Genomic DNA, 17,822 nt, shown 5'->3' with positions numbered 1-17,822 from the left:
CCGATGACATCGCGCGCTCTCTCGTTCGCTCCCTGAAGCGTCTCGCCACGATAGCTTCAGAGCTGAAGCTCAACTACACAACACGATAGGAGAGAACCACTTGTCGTCTTCGTCGCCATCGGTCGGACTGCGCGTCGTCAGCGCAGCACTGATCCTCGTCGCAATCATTACCAGCGCTCCGCTTCCTTCGCCGGTACAAGCGCAAGCTCCGGTCACGGCTCCTCGCGCCGCGGCCACGCCTCACGAGCGTCTTGCGCGCGAGATCTACGCCGAGCTCGTCGGAATCAACACAGTCGACTCCGTTGGCTCGACGACTCGCGCGGCAGAAGCGATGGCGCGGCGATTCCGCGCTGCGGGATTTCCGGCGGAGGACGTACAGATTCTCGTCCCGCCCGGCGATTCGACGAAAGGCAATCTCGTCGTTCGCTATCGCGGTCGCGGACCCGCGGGCGGCGCAAAGCCGATCCTGCTCCTCGCGCACATCGACGTCGTCGCCGCGCTCAGGTCGGACTGGCCGCGCGACCCGTTCACCCTTTACGAGGAGAACGGCTTCTTTCTCGGACGTGGCTCGGCGGACGACAAGGCGATGGCGGCCATATTCGTGGCGAATCTTCTCCACTATAAGGCGGAAGGATGGCGGCCGGAGCGCGACCTGATTCTCGCGCTCACCGCCGCCGAAGAGGGCGGCGACAACAACGGTGTCGAGTGGCTGATCAAGGACCACCGGTCGCTCATCGATGCTGCGTACGCGATCAATGAAGGCGGTGGTGGGACTCTCGCCGGCGAAGGCGCCAACGTGCGTCCGCTTCTCAACTCCATCCAGGCGGCGGAGAAAGTGCCCGAGAACTTCACCCTCACGGTGAGGAATTCGGGCGGACACTCCAGCGTGCCTCGGCCCGACAATGCGATCTACGCGCTTGCGAATGGCCTGGCGAGACTTGGACGCTTCGCATTCCCGGTCGCACTCAATCCCGTGACGCGCGCGTTCTTCGAGCAGTCCGCGAAAGTCGAGCGTCCCGAGATTTCGGCCGCCATGCGCGCCATCGTCGCCAACGCTGACGACTCGGCAGCTGCGGCAAGGCTTTCGACCGACCCGCGCTACGCATCCATGCTGAGAACGACATGCGTCACGACTCGACTGGGGGGAGGTCATGCGTACAACGCGCTTCCGCAGACCGCGAGCGCCAACGTGAACTGCCGCATCGTTCCGACATCGAGCGCCGAGGAAACCCAGGCAACGCTGGCACGCGTGCTCGCTGACACGGCGATCGCCATCACGTTCACGCTTCCGGATCGCGAGCGGTTCCCCGAATCGGCCAGGCCCGTGGAACCGGCGTTGCTCCAGGCGACGACTGACCTGACACGCCGTATGTGGGGCGCCATTCCCGTCATTCCCACGATGTCCACCGGCGCTACCGACGGTCGCTTTCTACGCGCGGTGGGAATCCCGACCTACGGAGTCAGTGGAATCTTCTCGCTTCCTGGTGAAAGCAACGCCCACGGCCGCGACGAGAAGCTGAGAACGAAGTCGTTCTACGAGGGGCTCGATTTTCTCGACAAGCTGGTGCGGCGACTTGCAGGTGCGTTGACCCTGAGACCGTAAGTAGCGCGAAGCCCCCTGGCTTGAGCGATGTAATGACCCGTCGGTGCCTCGCCGCGACGTCTGCGTTTAGCGCAGCACGTCCCATATCCGCTCGTCTTCGGGTCCCAGCACCCACACCGAGAAGCCACGCAGCTTCTTTTCCTTCGCCAGATCGAGCTTCGTCCGGAACGCCCGAGCGTCCTCGAGGAACAGCCACTCGTTGATGCCTCCGATGCTGTAGGACGCGAATGGCACCTGCTGAACGGAGTCCCATTGAATCGTCGCGCCGTTGCGCGCGGCGAATCCGGAGCCCCAGGTCCAGCTCACCGACTCGCTGGTCGAGCTCGCACGATCGGGAGTTGACCCATCGTAGCGCGTGTACCAGCGACCACCATACGTCGGAATGCCGAGCGACAGCTTCTCCGGCGGCACGAAGCGGAGGAAATAATCCACCGCTTCCTTCATCCACGGCAGCCCCGCGACCGGGCCGGGAGTGGTGCGGCGCGTGTGCTCGCTGTACGTCATCAACGAGATGAAATCTCCAATGCGCCCCAGCTCGGCGAGATCGTAACCGCCGCGCCAACTGTCCTGAAGGAAGCGATGATATGCCGTCGGACCCGCGCCGTCCTCGGTGCGGTGCACCACCGCGACACTGATCTTGAAGCCCGCGGCGTGCAGCGCGTTCGCCGCTTCACGATACCAGGCGGTGAAGCGGTCGCGGTCGGCGATGTTGATATTCTCGACGTCGAACTGGATCCCCCAGTAGCCGTGCGTTCTGCACAGCGCGACCATGGTCTCGACAGCGCGGGCGCGCGCGGCCGAGTCGGCAAGAAGGCGCCGCAGCCCGGGCTGCTGGAATCCCTCATTCGTGAAGAGCGGCATCACCTTCACGTTGTGCTGCTTCGCGAGCGCGGCGACACGGCGGTCGAGCGATCCCCACATGATGCCGAGACTGTCCACGACGTAAACCTGTGGCGCCAGCACGCTGATCTGGCCGATGTGCTTCACCAGACTGTTGTAGCTGTCCTCGCGGTCCACGTAATAGAAGAGTCGCTCGCCGGCGTATTGGGATTGTCCCGTCATCGGGCAAAGCATCGTGATGGCGAACAGCAATGATGATCGGCGGAGTTTCATCGGACGGTTGGAAAAGGTTCAAGCCGGACGCACAATCTCGTGCGACTGCAGGCAGCGAGTCTTATGCCCGCTCGGGCGCCCTGTCAATCATGCCGTCAGCGGGGCGCAAGGCGAACTGGGTCGAAGGATGCTGGATCTGCTCTATCCGCAGTTGAAAAGCGCTCGCGAAAGCCGTATTCTGGCTGGGCCGCAAACCCCACCTTCAAAGGAGTGCCGGATGCACAGGAAATGGACCTTTCTGACGGTTTCTGTCGCGATCGTGATGACGTCCGCATGCAAGAGTCCCGAGCAGAAGGCGGCGGAAGAAACCGCCAGACAGCTCGACGTGGCCAGCAAGAAAATGGCGGAGGCCACGAAGAACGACACCGGGAACATGACTGACGCGATGAACGCACTCGGTGCGGCGATGGGTGCGGCGAAAGGCGGCAAGAAGGTCGAGACCGTGGACTACAAGATCCTGAAGGACCTGCTACCCGGCGAGGTGTCAGGCATGAAGCGCACGGAAGCAACCGGCGAGAAGACTTCCGCCATGGGAATGCAGATATCGAACGCCGAGGGGCGGTATTCGAACGGCGAGGGTGCATCGATGACCATCAAGATCACCGACATCGGCAGCATGACCGGACTCGCGGGAATGGCGGCGCACGCGTGGGCGGCAACGGACATCGAGCGGGAGTCGGACAGCGGCTACGAGAAGACGTCCACCTTCAAGGGGTTCAAGTCGCACGAGAAGTGGGACAAGGCGTCGAGGTCCGGTGAGGTGAGTGTGCTCGTCGGTGGCCGATTTGTCGCGGAGGTGTCGGGTAATGACGTGGACATGGATGCGCTCAAGGATGCGCTGGGGAAAGTGGATCTGAAGAAGCTGGACGGAATGAAGGGTGCGGGCACATGATTGTCGTCGCATTTTGCGAGGAGCAGGGTGCCGCGCTGACTTGAGAACCTGCAGCTGGCCGGCATCGGGATGCCGCCGCGGGTTCTACCACTCCACGATTCTCTGACGCACCACGGCCCATGCGGGGTGTTCGTACAGCGGCGACCATCCCTCCCATCGGTCAACGGCCGCCCACCGGATGTGCGCGTCCCGGTCGTCCACGGCGCGATGACAGAGCGATATGGCGTCGTCGAGCTTGCGCGCGCACGTGGCGGCAAGGGCCATCGCCGACGGCTGGATGGGCTCGATTCGATTTCGCGCCGCCAGCTCCGAATAGATGGCGTCGGCGGCGTCGAAGTTTCCGACTGACGCGTGCGCCACCGCCAACTCGGCCAATACCCACGGGTGCCGGCCGCTTTGGGCGAGCGTTAACGCGCCTTGCCTGAGCGCATCGGAGTGCATGCCCGCGAAGTGATATGCACGCTGCAGGCTGAAGTTTCCCCAGAACGATTCCGGGTCCAGCTCCACTCCGCGGCGCGCGTGGGCGACGACCTCGCCAGGCTTGCGCGCGAAGATCTCCGCCAGCGCGAGCATCGAATGGGCGAATCCGTTGAGCGGATCGGCGGAGACTCCTTCTTCGATCACTCTCACCGCGTCGTCCCAGCGTTGCGCGAGAAGGCAGAGTCCCCAGATCGCGTAGTTGCATCTCACCTGCGACAACTGCGATCCCATCTCCATCGCCCGCTGCCATTCGGCGATCGCGGTTTCGGCGTCACTCCCGTAGAAGCTCATCCAGAAGGCGATGGCGTGCCTCGACTCGGCGCTTCCCGGCGCCAGCCGGACAGCTGTCGCCGCCGCGGTTTGCGCACGCACGATCACATCGGCAGGGCGCATCAGGCCCGAATACCCGGCGATGAGCAGCGCCTCGGCGAGCGATGCATGGGCCATCGCGAAGTTGTCGTCAAGCTCGATCGCCCGCTGGAAGCAGTCTATTCCACCAAATATGAAGTGGCCGAGCCGGTACATGTGAATCCGGCCCTTGAGGAAGAGCTCGTATGCTTCAAGGTCCACTGTTCGCGGCTTGATGAGGCCGGCGTTCTTCCCGAGCGAGAGACGCAGCTTGGATGCGATCGCCTTGGCGATCTCGTCCTGCACGGCGAATACGTCAGTGAGCTCGCGATCGTAGCGCTCGGACCACAGATGATAGCCGTCGCTCACCTTCACGAGCTGCGCTGTGATGCGCAGCCGGTTCCCCGATTTCCTCACGCTGCCCTCGAGAACGGTGGCGACGTCGAGCTGCTCGCCAACAGCGCGGAGATCGCGCTTGGCGTTCTTGAATGCGAACGAGGACGTGCGACCGACGACCCGAAGCCCGCCAATCTGCGTGAGGGCATTGATGATCTCCTCGGTGATCCCGTCGGAGAAGTATTCATTTGCCACGTCGCCGCTCATGTTGTCGAACGGCAGAACCGCGATGGAAGCGGCTGCGTCGGTGCCGCTCGCCGGAGTGAAAACGCGCATCCCGTCGGATTGAATTGCCTTGATCAGCTCGCTGGCGCTCTGGGGCCGATCGGACGGCGCCTTGGCGAGGCACCTCATCACCAGGTCGGCGATGGATGGAGGGATGTCGGTTCCACGAAGCGCCGAAGACGATGGGGCCTCGATGATATGAGCGATCATCAGCAGTTGCGGCGTGGGCTTGGAGAACGGCGGCTTCCCCGCGAAAAGCTCGTACGCGACGCAGCCGAACGCATAGATATCGGCACGATGGTCTATTTGCTCGTGCGGAGTCGCTTGCTCCGGAGCCATGTATCCCGGAGTGCCGACGACGAAGCCGACGCCAGTCAGGGAGCCGTCCCGCGGGACGGGCGCGGTCTCGCTGCGTGCCGCCGTCAGTGCTTTGGCGATGCCGAAGTCAATAACGCACGCGGCATTGCCGGAGAGCAGGATGTTGTCGGGTTTGATGTCGCGGTGAACCACGTCGTGCGCGTGCGCGTACTCGAGCGCGCGCGCCGTGTCGCGGAGTACTTGAAGCGCCTCCGCTACGGGCAGCCTCGTATCCCGGGACAGTCGCGCGCGCAGCGACTCCCCTTCGACGAACGGCATGGTATAATAGGGAAGACCATCTATTGTCCCGGCGGAGAAAAGAGGAACGATGTGGGGATGCTGCAGCTTGGCGGCGAGGCGTATCTCCCGCGCGAAGCGATCGGCAAGCAGGCCCTGCGCGCGCTCGGGGGAGAGGATCTTGATCACGACCATGCGGCCGAGGGCGGTTTCCTCCGCGAGAAAGACGTGCGACATGCCCCCGCCGGTCAGCTCGCGATGGAGCGTATAGGTGGCGCCAAGCGATCGTTGCACCTGATCACGAAGCTGGGACGTCGGCATGCCATCTCCCGTGCTGTGTTCGCAACGATAGCTGCGACATGGCGCCCGGGCCAGAGTGGCGTCCACTGTGAGCGGCCAATTGTCACCGCCACTCCAATGGCGTTCGCGTTCGCGCTCGCGCTCGTGATCGCGGGCTGCGGCCAATCGAGTGAGTCACGCCTGGACTCGACGCGGTTGGCCCGCTCCGGACCGGATTCGGTCGCTGAGCCACCGGCGGCACGTACGTCCGGCTCCAACGCGGGCGCGACAGCGTGCCCCCACACCGGGCTCTGGGCGCTCTGCACCGTCGAGAAGCGGCTGCGCCAGTCCGGGTTCGTCGCCCGGCGGATCGAGGGCGAGTCGCCCAAACGCGCGGGATTCAGTGTGAGCCCGACGGTTTATTCGCTAGGCAAGTCGCGCCTCGAAATCTTTCTGTACAAGAACGAAGCGGCACTCGCGCGCGACCTCTCCGCAATGGATACTGTGCTTGTCGCGCCGCGCGGCACCACGGCCGCCTGGGAAATGCCGCCGATTCTCATTCGCTCGGCCAATCTCGCCGCCGTCATCCTGACCGCCAATCAGCGACAGGCCGAGCGCGTCACGCTTGCGCTCACAGCGGGCCCGCCGCAGCCCGGTTCTCCGCGGTAGGCGCGCGGCAGGAGCTAGTGGTAGATCAGGAACGGCCGCGCTTCGATCTCGAAAGCGGCCGCTTCTTTTCTCCACTGCTCGAGCAGCCGCTCCACTCCGCCTTCCTGTTCCACCGCCTTGCGCAGCTCGTCCGTGCCGGCGAGCCGGTCAATCTGCGGAAGCCTCCACGTGAATTCCGCCGGATGCCGGCGGTACATGGCGCGCAGCATGTGAACCCCGACCTCCGCTCCGTTCACCTTGTTGCGGCCGGTAATGGTGATCTCGATCATTGGAATGGTCTGGCCGGCGAACTTTCGCGCCGTCGGGACGATGGCGCGCGTCGTCGCCGCGAACCGCACACCAGCCAGATGCTTCGCGTTGAGCTCGTCCGCGATCGCGGCGGCGTCGGTCAGCCAGCTCGCGCCGACGATGCGGAATGGATCCTCGGTTCCGCGGCCTTCGCTCGCGCTCGTTCCTTCGAACATCACCGTGCCGGGATAGAGAATGACCGCGTCCATCCCGCGCAGGTTCGGCGACGGGTTGATCCACGGAATGCCTGTCTCCTCCCACCACATTGAGCGCCGGTATCCGCTCATCGGGACGACGGTGACATCGGCGTTAATCAGCCTCTTTCCAACCAGATACCGGAGCAGCTCACCGGGAGTGAAGCCGTAGCGCAACGGGACCGGCTGGAGTCCGACGAAGGAAGCGAACGCCGGCCGTAGCACGTTCCCTTCGAACCGATCGGCACGTATCGGATTCGGCCTGTCGAGAACGATGAACGGCTTGCCGGCTTTCTTCGCGGCAGCCGCGGCGAGCACCATCGTCCACTGGTACGTGTACACGCGTGCGCCGACGTCCTGGATGTCGTAGACAAGGACATCGAGCGGGGCCAGCATCGCCGGAGTGGGAGTGGTGATCTCTCCGAAAAGCGAGTAGATGGGTACGCCGGTGGCCGAGTCAACATCCGAGGCCACCGCGACTCCCGCTTCGGCGACCCCGCGCAAGCCATGTTCGGGGCCGAACAGCGCAACAAGCTTCACATCGGGCGCGTGGAACAGGAGATCTATCGTGCTTGTTCCCTTACGGTCCCGGCCCGATGCATTGGTTATCAGGCCGACGCGCTTGCCGCGAAGAAGATCCAGCGAATCGCGCAGCAGCACCTCGACGCCCGGCACGACCTGGCCCTCCGGTGGCCGCACTGCCTGGGTCTGCGTCGCACATGCAGAGATCATGAGCGCGAGGATCGCAATTCTTGGCGGCATAGCTGGTCTGTGTGTCAGTGGTGATGGGAAAGTCATGCGGCCTCCCCGACGGGACGCGCGTGGCTCGACAGCAGGACGAGCGTCGGGCGCGAGAACGATTGGTTCATCGCCGGCTTCTCACCGCGGCGCGGCGGTGCTCAGCCGATAGAGGAACACCGCCGCGCGCTTCGTGAGCGGACCGAACATCCGCATATCCGCCGTCTCCTTATCGGTGTGATCGTCCCAACCAGCGAGCCCGATTGCGTCGAGCGCCATCGGAATGAAGGGAGCCGCGAATGATACGTCCGCCGCCCCCGCACGCATCGGATCCACGGCCACCATGGGCCAGTAGCCGAGATCGCGACTCACCTGGTCGTACAGTGAGAGCAGGCGCCGGTTTCCGTCTGTCGGCGCGAGCGGCGGGTACCCGTCGTCGAACGTTATCTCCGACGTGGTGTGCGGAAGCGAAGACGAAACGATGGAGCGCATCGTGGCCTTGGCGCTCGCAAGCTGCTCCGGTGAGAGCGCGCGAATATCGCCCGAGACCCACATCTCCCTCGAAACGACGTTCGACTTTCCGTACGCGCTTCCGCCGGGCTGGGTCGAATCGGTGCGCACGTCCGTTCCACCAATCGCGTAGCCGGGGTTGAACGTCAGATACTGCTGCGTGCTGAGCCGCGCGCGGAACTGGTCAAGCGCACGGGCCGATTCGAAGATCGCGCCGGCTCCGATGTCGGATCTGAAGATCTGCGAGGAGTGAGCGGGAATGCCTGTAGACCGCAGACTCCATGAAGTTGCGCCGCGGCGGGAGATCACGGCGGTGCGCGGATCGCCAGATCCGTCCTCGAAGCCGATCGCGTACTGCGAACGCTTCGCTGCCGCGATGAGCTCTCCTCTCGCCATTTCGAGCGGACGTCCGGCAGATTCCTCGTCGCCAGAGAACACGGCGGTGATGCTCATCCTGTCCAGAACGCCGGCTGCCCTCAACGCCTTGAACGCCTGCAGCATGATGACGTCGCCACCCTTCATGTCTATCACGCCCGGGCCACGTGCGGTCGTGTCGGTCAGCTTCTCGAATCTCTGAAATGGACTCGTCGGCTCAAATACGGTATCGAGATGCCCGATGAGCAGAAGACGCGGCCCGGTCCCCGTACGCTCGGCTATGAGATGACCCGCCCTGCCGAACGCGACGCCGTCCACCCAGCGCGTCTCGAACCCGAGCGCGTCGAGCTCGGCGCGCAGGATCGCTCCCACTTCGCGGACTCCAGCGAAGTTCATCGTCCCGCTGTTGATGTTTACGATGCGCTCGAGCAGCGCGAGCCCCTCGGCGTTCCGGCCATCCACGGCGCTCGCGATCGCGCGCTCTGTCGCGGTGAGAGCGGCAGTCGGTACGGCCGATCCGGGATTCGGGGCGGGTGACGGCATCGAAGACACAGGTACCGGACTCGACGCCCCTGGGGCCATCGGCGTGCAGGCGGATGAGAGTGTCACTACCGCGGTGACGGCCAGGGACAGACGGCGATGGATATCGAATCGCATTATTCGTTGGATGACGGAGTGCATGACGGGCTGCGGACCTTCGCGGTGAAATGTGCGATCCCGTCAAAGCTCGCGGAATGCCGGGTGGGCTGGCGATATTGAGCGGGTCGCCTCGAACCGGAGAGAATGGACACCGATGCAAGTCGCCAGAAAATCATTCGCGCTGACCATCGCGCCAAAGGCGATGAAATGAGAGGCGACGCGGACGCGATCGTCGTCGGAGCCGGACTCGCCGGGCTCGTTGCCGCCGCGGAGCTGGCAGACGCCGGCAAGCGGGTAATCGTTCTGGACCAGGAGCCGGAACAGAGTCTCGGCGGTCAGGCCTTCTGGTCGTTCGGCGGCTTGTTCCTCGTCAATTCGCCGGAGCAGCGCCGTCTGCGCATTCGCGATTCATTCGATCTGGCATGGCAGGATTGGCTGGGAACCGCGGGATTCGACCGCGACGAGGACTACTGGCCGCGAAAGTGGGCAGAAGCGTACGTGAACTTTGCCGCTGGTGAGAAGCGGTCGTGGCTGCATGAGCGCGGGGTGCGATTCTTTCCCGTCGTCGGATGGGCGGAGCGAGGCGGCTACGGCGCAACCGGGCCCGGGAACTCGGTGCCGCGATTCCACATCACATGGGGCACAGGCCCGGCGATCATCGAACCGTTCGTTAACCGCGTGCGCGCGGCGGAAGCTCACGGCCTCGTCGAGTTCAGATTCCGCCATCGCGTGAGCGCGCTGACGATGACCGGCAGCGTCGTGGACGGCGTGCGCGGCGAAGTTCTGGAGCCGAGCGCGGCCGAGCGTGGCATGCGCAGCACGCGCGACATTGCCGGCGAGTTCGAGATCAGGGCGCAGGCGGTGATCGTCACGTCGGGAGGCATCGGCGCGAACCATGATCTGGTGCGAGCGAACTGGCCCGCCCGGCTCGGCGATCCGCCGAAGAAGATGTTGTCCGGCGTGCCCGACCACGTGGACGGCCGGATGCTTGGCATCACGGAATTGGCGGGAGGTCGGATCGTCAATCGCGACAGGATGTGGCATTACGTCGAAGGGATACGCAACTGGAATCCGATCTGGACGAATCATGGAATACGGATTCTGCCCGGGCCGTCGTCGCTCTGGCTCGATGCGCTCGGACGACGACTGCCGGCGCCGCTCTATCCGGGCTTCGACACGCTCGGCACGCTCGATCACATCATGCGAACGGGGCACGAGTACTCCTGGTTCATCCTCACGCAGAAGATTATCGAGAAGGAATTCGCGCTCTCGGGATCGGAGCAGAATCCGGATCTCACGGGCAGGAGCATTCGCGGAGTCCTCGGACGCGCCGGAGGCGGAGCGCCGGCGCCAGTGCGTGCATTCATGGAGCGGGGTGCCGATTTCATCGTCGAACGCGAGCTGCGTGATCTCATCCGCCGAATGAACGAGCTGACGGATGAGCCGCTTCTCGACGTCGAACAGGTCGAGCGCGAAGTGATCGCGCGCGATCGCGAGATGGACAATCCGTTCACCAAGGATCTTCAGATCGCCGCGCTGCGCGGGGCGAGAAGCTATATCGGCGACCGGCTCATTCGAGTGGCGAAGCCGCACAAGCTGCTCGACCCGGATGCCGGTCCGCTGATCGCGGTGCGCCTCAACATCCTCACGCGGAAAACGCTCGGCGGGCTGGAGACGGATCTCCTGTCGCGGGTGCTGCGCGCAGACGGGCAGCCGTTGCCGGGTTTGTACGCGGCGGGTGAGGTTGCCGGTTTCGGAGGGGGAGGCATGCACGGGTATCGCGCGCTCGAGGGGACATTTCTCGGCGGATGCATTTTCTCCGGACGCGCCGCGGGAAGAGCGGCGGCAGCGGCGATCGGCTGAGCGGGTGCTCGCTCGCCGCGCGGATCAGCTGGTCCGTGCTTCTGTGGCGTCCTCGTCGGACGAATCGCGTCCTGCGGCCCGCGCGCGGCTCTCTACGAACTTCACGAGTGCCAGTAAACGTTGCCGTTCCAGTGGAAGCCGCAGCTCGGCAAGCATCGCACGCTGAAGCTGGAACGGAAGCCCGGCGGCGTCTGTCTCGTCCGAGTGGAATGCGATGAGCGCGCCACCCTGCGCCAGCGTCACGCGGAATACGGAGCCGCCATTCAAAAGCTCGTCCATGTGCACGACCGCAACGAGCGGCCGCGCGCCCTGCAGCAGCTCCAGCGCTTCGGCGACGTCTCTCGCCACCACGACCTTATGATCCGCGCCGACCAGCGTCTGGGAAATTCCTTCCAGCAGAGCGGTGTCGGGGCCTACGACGAGTATGGATGCCACTATGAGATCCCCTCTCCTTCTGCGAGCGCGTGCACGCTCGCGGGTGATACGCCTTCTATCTCCACAGTCTTTCCACGCGATGACTGCCCGGCGACGATGCGCACAGCGCGCTTCGGAACGCCGAGTTTGTCCGCGAGTAGCTCGATAAGCGCTGTATTCGCGGCGCCATCCACGGGAGGCGCATGGAGCCGCACTTTCAGCGCCGTTCCATGCACGCCGACAATTTCAGTTCGCGATGCGCGCGGTTGAACGTGCACGGCGAATCGAATGCATCCTCGCGCGGTCGTGACAGCCACGCTGGTCACAGCAGCCGGAGCACCGCTCCCTGCAGAAACCCGACAAGGAAATACGCGATGATGGGGGTGATGTCCATGGGACCCATCGCGGGAATCACCTGGCGCAGGGGCCGCAGGATCGGCTCGCTCACCGCATAGGACCAGCGGATCCAGGGCGAGTACGGCGACACGGGCAGCCACGAGCTCACCACCCGCACCAGAATCGCGATCCTGAGGAAATCGAACGCCCACGCGACGACGAGCTTGAACAGTCCGCCCGGCCCGGTCTGCATCGCGAAAGCCAGCCCGATCAGCTCGGCACGGATGAAATCGAGTACGCTGATGAGGAGGATTCCGCCGATCACCGCCGCGGCGAGCGCCCACAGTGGCGCGCTCACCGGATTGCCGCCGGCAGCCACCACCCGGCGCTCGATCGGCTCGAGCACCGGATCGATCTTCGAGCGCGAGAAGCGCGCGAGCGATCCGAAAAGGTTGATGCGGCGCGTTCTCACCATCCAGTCAATGAGGCAGAAGACGGCGAATATGCCGGCCGTCACCAGCAGCACGAAGCGGACGGCGCCGAGTATCTGATCGAAAAGGGCGATGCCGGAGGCCATTACTTGGGGGGTACGCGCATGTCGAGAGTCTTCACGAGAAACGCAAACCTGTCAGCCGCGGTGTCTATCTGCTTTGCGGTCGGCTTGCCTGCGCCATGGCCCGCTTTCGTCTCGATGCGGATGAGGATCGGAGCGGGGGCGGCCTGCGCCACCTGCAGGGTCGCGGTGAACTTGAACGAATGACCCGGCACGACGCGATCGTCGTGATCGGCCGTCGTTACGAGGGTCGCCGGATACCGCGTTCCCGGCTTGATGTTGTGAAGAGGCGAGTATGCGCGCAGGAACTCGAACTGCTTCGGATCGTCGGACGATCCGTAGTCGGACGTCCACGCCCAGCCAATCGTGAATTTCTGGAAGCGGAGCATGTCCATGACGCCAACCGCCGGCAGCGCCGCGCCAAAAAGCTCCGGGCGCTGCGTCATGACCGCGCCAACGAGCAGGCCCCCGTTCGATCCGCCGGAAATCGCCAGCTTCGGCGTCGATGTGTACTTCTCCCTGGTCAGGTATTCGGCCGCGGCGATGAAATCGTCGAAGACGTTCTGCTTCTTCCCGAGAATGCCCGCCTCGTGCCATTCCTTTCCGTACTCGCTGCCCCCGCGAAGATTGGCCAACGCGTAAATGCCGCCCATCTCCATCCAGACGAGATTGGCCGGGGAAAACGAGGGGCTCTGCGAGATGTTGAATCCGCCGTACCCGTGGAGGATCGTCGGATTCGTGCCGTCGAGCGCAAGCCCCTTCTTCATCGTGATGAACATCGGCACCCGCGTGCCGTCCTTGCTCGTGAAGAAGACCTGCTTTGTCTCGAACTGCGTGGCGTCTATCGCGAGCTTCGGCGACTTCCACACGTCCGTGGTGCGCCGCTTCACATCGTATCTGAAAATGGATGCCGGCGACAGGAATGTCGAGAACGAATAGAACATCTCGTTATCACCGGGCTTCGCGCTGATCGAGCCCACTGTGCCGATCCCCGGCAGCTGGATCTCGCCGATGAACGGATATCCCGGCGCCGTGAGCATTCTCCGGTCGTCGCCCGGGGTCGGAAACCGGTCTCTGCTTGGGCCGGGGATATTTCCGCCCGGTCCCGACGTCCCGCGAGTGCGGCGCGGATCGGCGAGATTCGGCATTCCGTAGAGACGGAGGCTGGAATGCGCGTCCTGCAGATAGGTGGTGACCAGCTGTTTCCCAGCGACGTTCACCGACTGCAGAGCGTTCTTTCCCTCGGGAATCACTGTGATCCAGCGTGTGGGCTCGTCGTTGTTGATGTCAATCTGGACAAGCTTTCCCTTCGGCGCGCCAAGATCGGTCCGCACGAGAAAGTTGTCGCCAATGTTGTGGATGAACTCGTACTCCGCGTCCTTGCGGTCAATCAGCCGAACGACCGGAGCGTTGATGGCCGGCCTCTTCGGGTTGTCGAGGAAGATGTAGTAGAGCCGGTTGCGCGGGTCGGTCCCTTCGTACACGGTGATGATCGCGAAGGTGCCGTCCTCGGTTACGCGGGCGCCAAAGATCCACTCCGGCTTGTCCTTTCTGTCGAAGATGATTTCGTCAGCCGATTGCGGCTTGCCGAGCCGATGGTAGTAGACGCGCTGGTTCCGGTTGATGCTGGTCAGTGTGTTTCCGGCGGGTGGAGCATCGTAGCCGGAGTAGAAGAATCCCTTGTTGTCCTTGGTCCACGAGATGCCGGAGAACTTCACCCACTTGAGCGTGTCGCGTGTATCCCGGCCTGTCTCGATGTCGCGCACGCGCAGCTCCTGCCAGTCGGAGCCGCTTGCGGAGACAGCGTAGCCGAGCGAGCGACCGTTCGGTGACGGCTCGGTCGCCGAGAGTGCGACCGTACCGTCGGTGGAAAGCGTGTTGGGGTCGAGCAGAACACGCGAGGGGCGATCGCCGTCGCGGACGAAGAGAATGCTCTGATTGAGCAGCCCGCTGTTCTCGAGGAAGAAGAGGCGGTCGCCGGCCTTCGTCGGAACGGAATACTTGGCGTAGTCCCAGACCTGGCTCAGGCGGTTCCGGATCGCGGTTCGCTCAGGGATAGTCGCGAGATAACCGAAGGTGAGGCGGTTCTGAGCCTCGACCCATGCGGCTGTCTCTGGAGAATCAGTATTCTCGAGCCAGCGGTATGGATCGGTGATGCGAGTGCCGTGGTAATCGTCCACCTGCGAGCCGCGCGCGGTGGGCGGATAGGTAAGCGCGGCGGAAGAATTCTGCGCCCCGGCGGCGCCGGCGAGCGCCAGCGAAAGCAGGGAGAGCAGGAGGAGCGAGCGGGTTCTGGACATGGGGCTCATATTCAATTGACAGGTCAATTTACGGGAATTGAGAGCAATGGTTCCAGACAAGGTATCCGGATCACACGGCCTTCAACCCGAGGAGTGGGAGGCCATCATGCGATTCGCCCCCGGAATCGGTTAATTTTGAGTATCACCAGGAGAAAGTATGAGCAAGACAGCCACTGAAGAAGCACCCGCCACACAGACCTCCGACGGCGCGATCGATGTGACCGATGCGCGCACCGGCAAGACATTCAATCTTCCGATCACCGACGGCGCCATCCGGGCCAACGACCTCAAGAAGATCAAGAGCGAGGACGAAGACGATCCAGGGTTGCTGAGCTACGATCCCGCGTTCCTCAATACGGCGTCATGCCGCAGCGCGATCACGTTCATTGACGGCGACAAGGGAATCCTCCGCTACCGCGGCTATCCCATCGAGCAGCTGGCGGAGGAGTCGAGCTTTCTCGAAGTCGCGTGGCTGCTGAGGCACGGCGAGCTGCCGAAGCAGCAGGAGTACGACCAGTTCGTGCACGACATCAGGTATCACACTTACGTGCACGAGAACATGCGGAAGTTCCTCGAAGGATTCCGCTATGACGCGCATCCGATGGCGATGCTCAACAGCGCCGTCGCCGCTCTCGCGTCGTTCTATCCGACATCGCGCAACATCTTCGACGAGCGCGAGCGCAACCTCTCGATGATTCGCCTTCTGGCGAAGGTTCCGACGATCGCCGCGTTCTGCTACCGCCATCTGAAGGGCCTCCCCTCCGTCTATCCCGACAACGATCTCTCGTACGTGGACAATTTCCTGTCCATGGTCGCGCGGATGACGGAGCCGAAGTACGAGGCGAACCCGATCTTCTCGAAGGCGCTCGAGGTGCTCTTCATCCTCCACGCCGACCACGAGCAGAACTGCTCGACGAGCGCCGTCCGCGCCGTCGGCTCCTCGCACGTGGATCCTTTCTCGGCCATGTCGGCCGGAATCGCCGCGCTGTTCGGCCCGCTTCATGGCGGAGCAAACGAGCAGGTCCTGCGCATGATCGAAGAGATCGGTCACGTGAAGAACGTCCCGCAGTTCATTGACGGAGTGAAGGCGGGGAAGGGCAAGCTGATGGGGTTCGGCCACCGCGTGTACAAGAGCTACGACCCGCGCGCGGCGATCGTGAAGAAGCTCGCCGACGAGGTGTTCAAGGTCGTCGGAGTGGACAAGGACCTCGAGATCGCGCTGGAGCTCGAGCGCATCGCGTTGTCCGACGACTACTTCAAGTCGCGCAAGCTGTACCCGAACGTGGACTTCTACACCGGGCTTATCTATCGCTCGATGGCGTTTCCGACGGATTTCTTCACCGTCCTGTTCGCGATCGCCCGCACCGCCGGCTGGCTGGCGCAGTGGGAGGAGATGCTGCTCGACAAGGAGCAGAAGATCGCGCGTCCGCGCCAGATCTACACGGGCTACGACGAGCGGCCATACAAGCGCCTGATTACGCTCTAGAAGACCGTTGCCCGCTGCCCGTTACCCGTTACCCGTTGCAATCGGGCAGCGGGAATCGGGCAGTTGACCTTTACGTCCAGGCGGGATCGGTCACGCCCTCGCTCGCCAGCAACGCGATTTTCCGATCAATCCCTCCGGTGTAACCACCGAGCGCTCCTCCGGCGGCGACCACGCGGTGGCAGGGCACGATGATCGGCACCGGGTTGGCGCCGCACGCCTGCGCAACTGCGCGGAACGCCTTCGGGCGTCCGATCCGGCGCGCCACATCGCCGTAAGTACGCGTGCTTCCGGCGGGAATCCGGAGCATCTCCTTCCATACCGAGAGCTGGAACGGCGTGCCGCGGAGATCGAGGGGAAGTCTCCCGTCGAGGTCCCTTCCGGCGACGCGCGCTTCCACGGCTTTGCGGATGGCTGCCATGGCGCGGTCGTCGCGCTTTACCGTATCGGTGGGAAAGTGTGATCGAACCCGTCGCTCCAGCTCGGAGTCCGACTTTCCGATCGCGATCATGCACAATCCCTTCGGGCTAGCCGCAACCAGCAAACGCCCGAGGCGACTTTCCGATATAGTGTATGTAATTTCCATCGCCCTGACTCAATTGAGAATCGAACGCGCTTGCCCTTTGCGAAATAATATGCGGTTGCCCCGCGTCGGGACACGGTGGATGTTGCTCGCGCTGGAGCTGTCCTAGATCCTGTCGAGCAGTGCCTGGAAGCGGCGGTCGGTTCGGAGAGAGTTCAGATCCGAGTCGTGCTCCACCCACTCGCGATGGCCGTATCCCTTGTCTATCGCTCGCTCGAGGCACTGGAGCGCTTCTTCTCTCAGCCCTTCGATGGCGCGCACCGCGCGGTGCGATGCCTTGCTCGCCTCGCCGATTCGACCCTGCGCCGTATAGGCGCTGGCAAGGAATGTCGTGGCGTGGTAATCCTCGGGCCGGAGCGCAGCCGCCCGCTCGAAAAGGGGCGCGGCCTCGGAAGACTTGCCCTGAGCGAGACAGGCCCGTGCATAAAAGTACGGCGCCTCGTACAGCTTCGGATCGAGCTTCATCGCAATCTCGAACTCTTCCTGCGCCTGGTCGTAACGCTTGCTCAGCGAGTATGAGAGCCCCCGCGCCGAATGGGCCTCGGCGAGATCCGGATCGAGATCGAGGGCTGTCTGGCTGGCCTTGTCGGCCTGCTCCGGGCTCACGTACGCCGGAGTTCCCACGACCATTCCCACCTGGGTGAGAGTGTCGGGCCCGGCGGCGGTCAGCGCCTTTCCGATGCCGAAGTCCAACGCCATCGCCTGCCCTTCGTGCAGCATGATGTTCTCGGGCTTGATGTCCCGATGGACGATCCTGTTGCGGTGGGCGTAGTCCAGAGCGCCGGCTACTGCGCGGGCGATCCCAAGGCTCTCATCGAGCGGGATCTGCTTGTCCCTGTTGAGGCGGTCCCGCAGTGATTCACCGTCAATGTACGGCATCACGTAATACAGGAATCCACCCGCTTCACCCGAGTCGAAGAGCGGGAGGATGTTTGGACAACTGCTCG

Annotated in this window: 15 protein-coding genes and 1 pseudogene; 5 read left to right on the top strand and 11 right to left on the bottom strand. The window is 63.7% G+C overall.

The window, feature by feature from the left end; translation table 11 throughout:
- The first annotated feature begins 100 nt into the window (after positions 1–100).
- Complete coding sequence (locus tag Q7S20_06390; GenBank protein ID MDO8501452.1) at positions 101–1,603, top strand: M20/M25/M40 family metallo-hydrolase; 1,503 nt, start codon at positions 101–103, stop codon at positions 1,601–1,603.
- 66 nt (positions 1,604–1,669) lie between these two features.
- Here Q7S20_06390 and Q7S20_06385 read toward each other — a convergent pair whose 3' ends face one another.
- Positions 1,670–2,665, bottom strand: a complete 996-nt coding sequence (locus Q7S20_06385; protein ID MDO8501451.1) for a glycosyl hydrolase family 18 protein — start codon at positions 2,663–2,665, stop codon at positions 1,670–1,672.
- 268 nt (positions 2,666–2,933) lie between these two features.
- On the opposite strand from Q7S20_06385, the gene Q7S20_06380 reads away from it, so the two are divergent.
- Positions 2,934–3,608, top strand: coding sequence for a hypothetical protein (locus Q7S20_06380; GenBank protein ID MDO8501450.1), 675 nt, complete (start codon positions 2,934–2,936; stop codon positions 3,606–3,608).
- An 84-nt stretch (positions 3,609–3,692) separates the two neighbouring features.
- Here Q7S20_06380 and Q7S20_06375 read toward each other — a convergent pair whose 3' ends face one another.
- On the bottom strand, positions 3,693–5,972 hold the full coding sequence (locus Q7S20_06375) for a protein kinase (protein ID MDO8501449.1): 2,280 nt from the start codon (positions 5,970–5,972) through the stop codon (positions 3,693–3,695).
- Between the two features lie 96 nt (positions 5,973–6,068).
- Between Q7S20_06375 and Q7S20_06370 the strand changes: the two genes are divergently transcribed.
- Complete coding sequence (locus Q7S20_06370) at positions 6,069–6,599, top strand: hypothetical protein (GenBank protein MDO8501448.1); 531 nt, start codon at positions 6,069–6,071, stop codon at positions 6,597–6,599.
- A gap of 14 nt (positions 6,600–6,613) precedes the next feature.
- Here Q7S20_06370 and Q7S20_06365 read toward each other — a convergent pair whose 3' ends face one another.
- Both Q7S20_06365 and Q7S20_06360 read right to left on the bottom strand, forming a co-directional pair.
- Complete coding sequence (locus Q7S20_06365; protein ID MDO8501447.1) at positions 6,614–7,843, bottom strand: DUF1343 domain-containing protein; 1,230 nt, start codon at positions 7,841–7,843, stop codon at positions 6,614–6,616.
- A 117-nt stretch (positions 7,844–7,960) separates the two neighbouring features.
- Positions 7,961–9,361 (bottom strand): M20/M25/M40 family metallo-hydrolase, encoded by a 1,401-nt coding sequence (locus Q7S20_06360; GenBank protein ID MDO8501446.1) that lies wholly within the window; start codon positions 9,359–9,361, stop codon positions 7,961–7,963.
- Positions 9,362–9,487: 126 nt separating this feature from the next.
- Between Q7S20_06360 and Q7S20_06355 the strand changes: the two genes are divergently transcribed.
- Positions 9,488–11,206, top strand: a complete 1,719-nt coding sequence (locus Q7S20_06355; GenBank protein ID MDO8501445.1) for an FAD-binding dehydrogenase — start codon at positions 9,488–9,490, stop codon at positions 11,204–11,206.
- Between the two features lie 24 nt (positions 11,207–11,230).
- On the opposite strand, the gene Q7S20_06350 is transcribed toward Q7S20_06355, so the two are convergent.
- The 4 genes from Q7S20_06350 to Q7S20_06335 are packed head-to-tail and all read right to left on the bottom strand — an operon-like array spanning position 11,231 to position 14,809.
- Positions 11,231–11,641 carry a hypothetical protein gene (locus Q7S20_06350; protein MDO8501444.1) on the bottom strand — a complete coding sequence of 137 codons (411 nt, stop codon included), beginning with the start codon at positions 11,639–11,641 and terminating at the stop codon, positions 11,231–11,233.
- Positions 11,641–11,937, bottom strand: a complete 297-nt coding sequence (locus tag Q7S20_06345) for a DUF167 domain-containing protein (protein MDO8501443.1) — start codon at positions 11,935–11,937, stop codon at positions 11,641–11,643. The genes Q7S20_06350 and Q7S20_06345 overlap by 1 nt, the downstream gene beginning before the upstream one ends.
- A 5-nt stretch (positions 11,938–11,942) precedes the next feature.
- The gene (locus Q7S20_06340) at positions 11,943–12,533 is read right to left on the bottom strand and encodes a YggT family protein (protein MDO8501442.1); all 591 of its coding nucleotides are present in this window, start codon (positions 12,531–12,533) and stop codon (positions 11,943–11,945) included.
- Complete coding sequence (locus tag Q7S20_06335; GenBank protein ID MDO8501441.1) at positions 12,533–14,809, bottom strand: prolyl oligopeptidase family serine peptidase; 2,277 nt, start codon at positions 14,807–14,809, stop codon at positions 12,533–12,535. Before Q7S20_06335 ends, Q7S20_06340 begins: the two co-directional genes overlap by 1 nt.
- A gap of 157 nt (positions 14,810–14,966) precedes the next feature.
- Here Q7S20_06335 and Q7S20_06330 point away from each other — a divergent pair, with 157 nt between their 5' ends.
- Positions 14,967–16,295 (top strand): citrate synthase, encoded by a 1,329-nt coding sequence (locus tag Q7S20_06330; protein ID MDO8501440.1) that lies wholly within the window; start codon positions 14,967–14,969, stop codon positions 16,293–16,295.
- 70 nt (positions 16,296–16,365) lie between these two features.
- Here the strand turns inward: Q7S20_06330 and Q7S20_06325 are convergent, their stop codons facing one another.
- The 3 genes and pseudogenes from Q7S20_06325 to Q7S20_06315 form a co-directional block, all read right to left on the bottom strand.
- On the bottom strand, positions 16,366–16,878 hold the full coding sequence (locus Q7S20_06325; GenBank protein ID MDO8501439.1) for a methylated-DNA--[protein]-cysteine S-methyltransferase: 513 nt from the start codon (positions 16,876–16,878) through the stop codon (positions 16,366–16,368).
- Positions 16,879–16,980: 102 nt separating this feature from the next.
- Positions 16,981–17,481 (bottom strand): tetratricopeptide repeat protein, encoded by a 501-nt coding sequence (locus tag Q7S20_06320; protein ID MDO8501438.1) that lies wholly within the window; start codon positions 17,479–17,481, stop codon positions 16,981–16,983.
- Positions 17,470–17,808, bottom strand: a pseudogene (locus Q7S20_06315) (serine/threonine-protein kinase). The gene Q7S20_06320 and the pseudogene Q7S20_06315 overlap by 12 nt, the downstream one beginning before the upstream one ends.
- Positions 17,809–17,822: the final 14 nt, after the last annotated feature.

The organism is Gemmatimonadaceae bacterium, from assembly GCA_030647905.1.
Lineage (GTDB): Bacteria > Gemmatimonadota > Gemmatimonadetes > Gemmatimonadales > Gemmatimonadaceae > UBA4720.
Note: the sequence above shows the minus strand (reverse complement) of the source record. Positions and strands in the feature narration are given on the sequence as shown.

Excerpts from the sequence above, each read along its gene's own strand:
- Q7S20_06385 (MDO8501451.1), bottom strand. The coding sequence starts at position 2,665 with ATGACGGGACAATCCCAATACGCCGGCGAGCGACTCTTCTATTACGTG.
- Q7S20_06380 (MDO8501450.1), top strand. The coding sequence starts at position 2,934 with ATGCACAGGAAATGGACCTTTCTGACGGTTTCTGTCGCGATCGTGATG.
- Q7S20_06375 (MDO8501449.1), bottom strand. The coding sequence starts at position 5,972 with ATGCCGACGTCCCAGCTTCGTGATCAGGTGCAACGATCGCTTGGCGCC.
- Q7S20_06370 (MDO8501448.1), top strand. The coding sequence starts at position 6,069 with ATGGCGTTCGCGTTCGCGCTCGCGCTCGTGATCGCGGGCTGCGGCCAA.
- Q7S20_06365 (MDO8501447.1), bottom strand. The coding sequence starts at position 7,843 with ATGCCGCCAAGAATTGCGATCCTCGCGCTCATGATCTCTGCATGTGCG.
- Q7S20_06360 (MDO8501446.1), bottom strand. The coding sequence starts at position 9,361 with ATGCGATTCGATATCCATCGCCGTCTGTCCCTGGCCGTCACCGCGGTA.
- Q7S20_06355 (MDO8501445.1), top strand. The coding sequence starts at position 9,488 with ATGGACACCGATGCAAGTCGCCAGAAAATCATTCGCGCTGACCATCGC.
- Q7S20_06340 (MDO8501442.1), bottom strand. The coding sequence starts at position 12,533 with ATGGCCTCCGGCATCGCCCTTTTCGATCAGATACTCGGCGCCGTCCGC.
- Q7S20_06335 (MDO8501441.1), bottom strand. The coding sequence starts at position 14,809 with ATGTCCAGAACCCGCTCGCTCCTCCTGCTCTCCCTGCTTTCGCTGGCG.
- Q7S20_06330 (MDO8501440.1), top strand. The coding sequence starts at position 14,967 with ATGAGCAAGACAGCCACTGAAGAAGCACCCGCCACACAGACCTCCGAC.
- Q7S20_06325 (MDO8501439.1), bottom strand. The coding sequence starts at position 16,878 with ATGGAAATTACATACACTATATCGGAAAGTCGCCTCGGGCGTTTGCTG.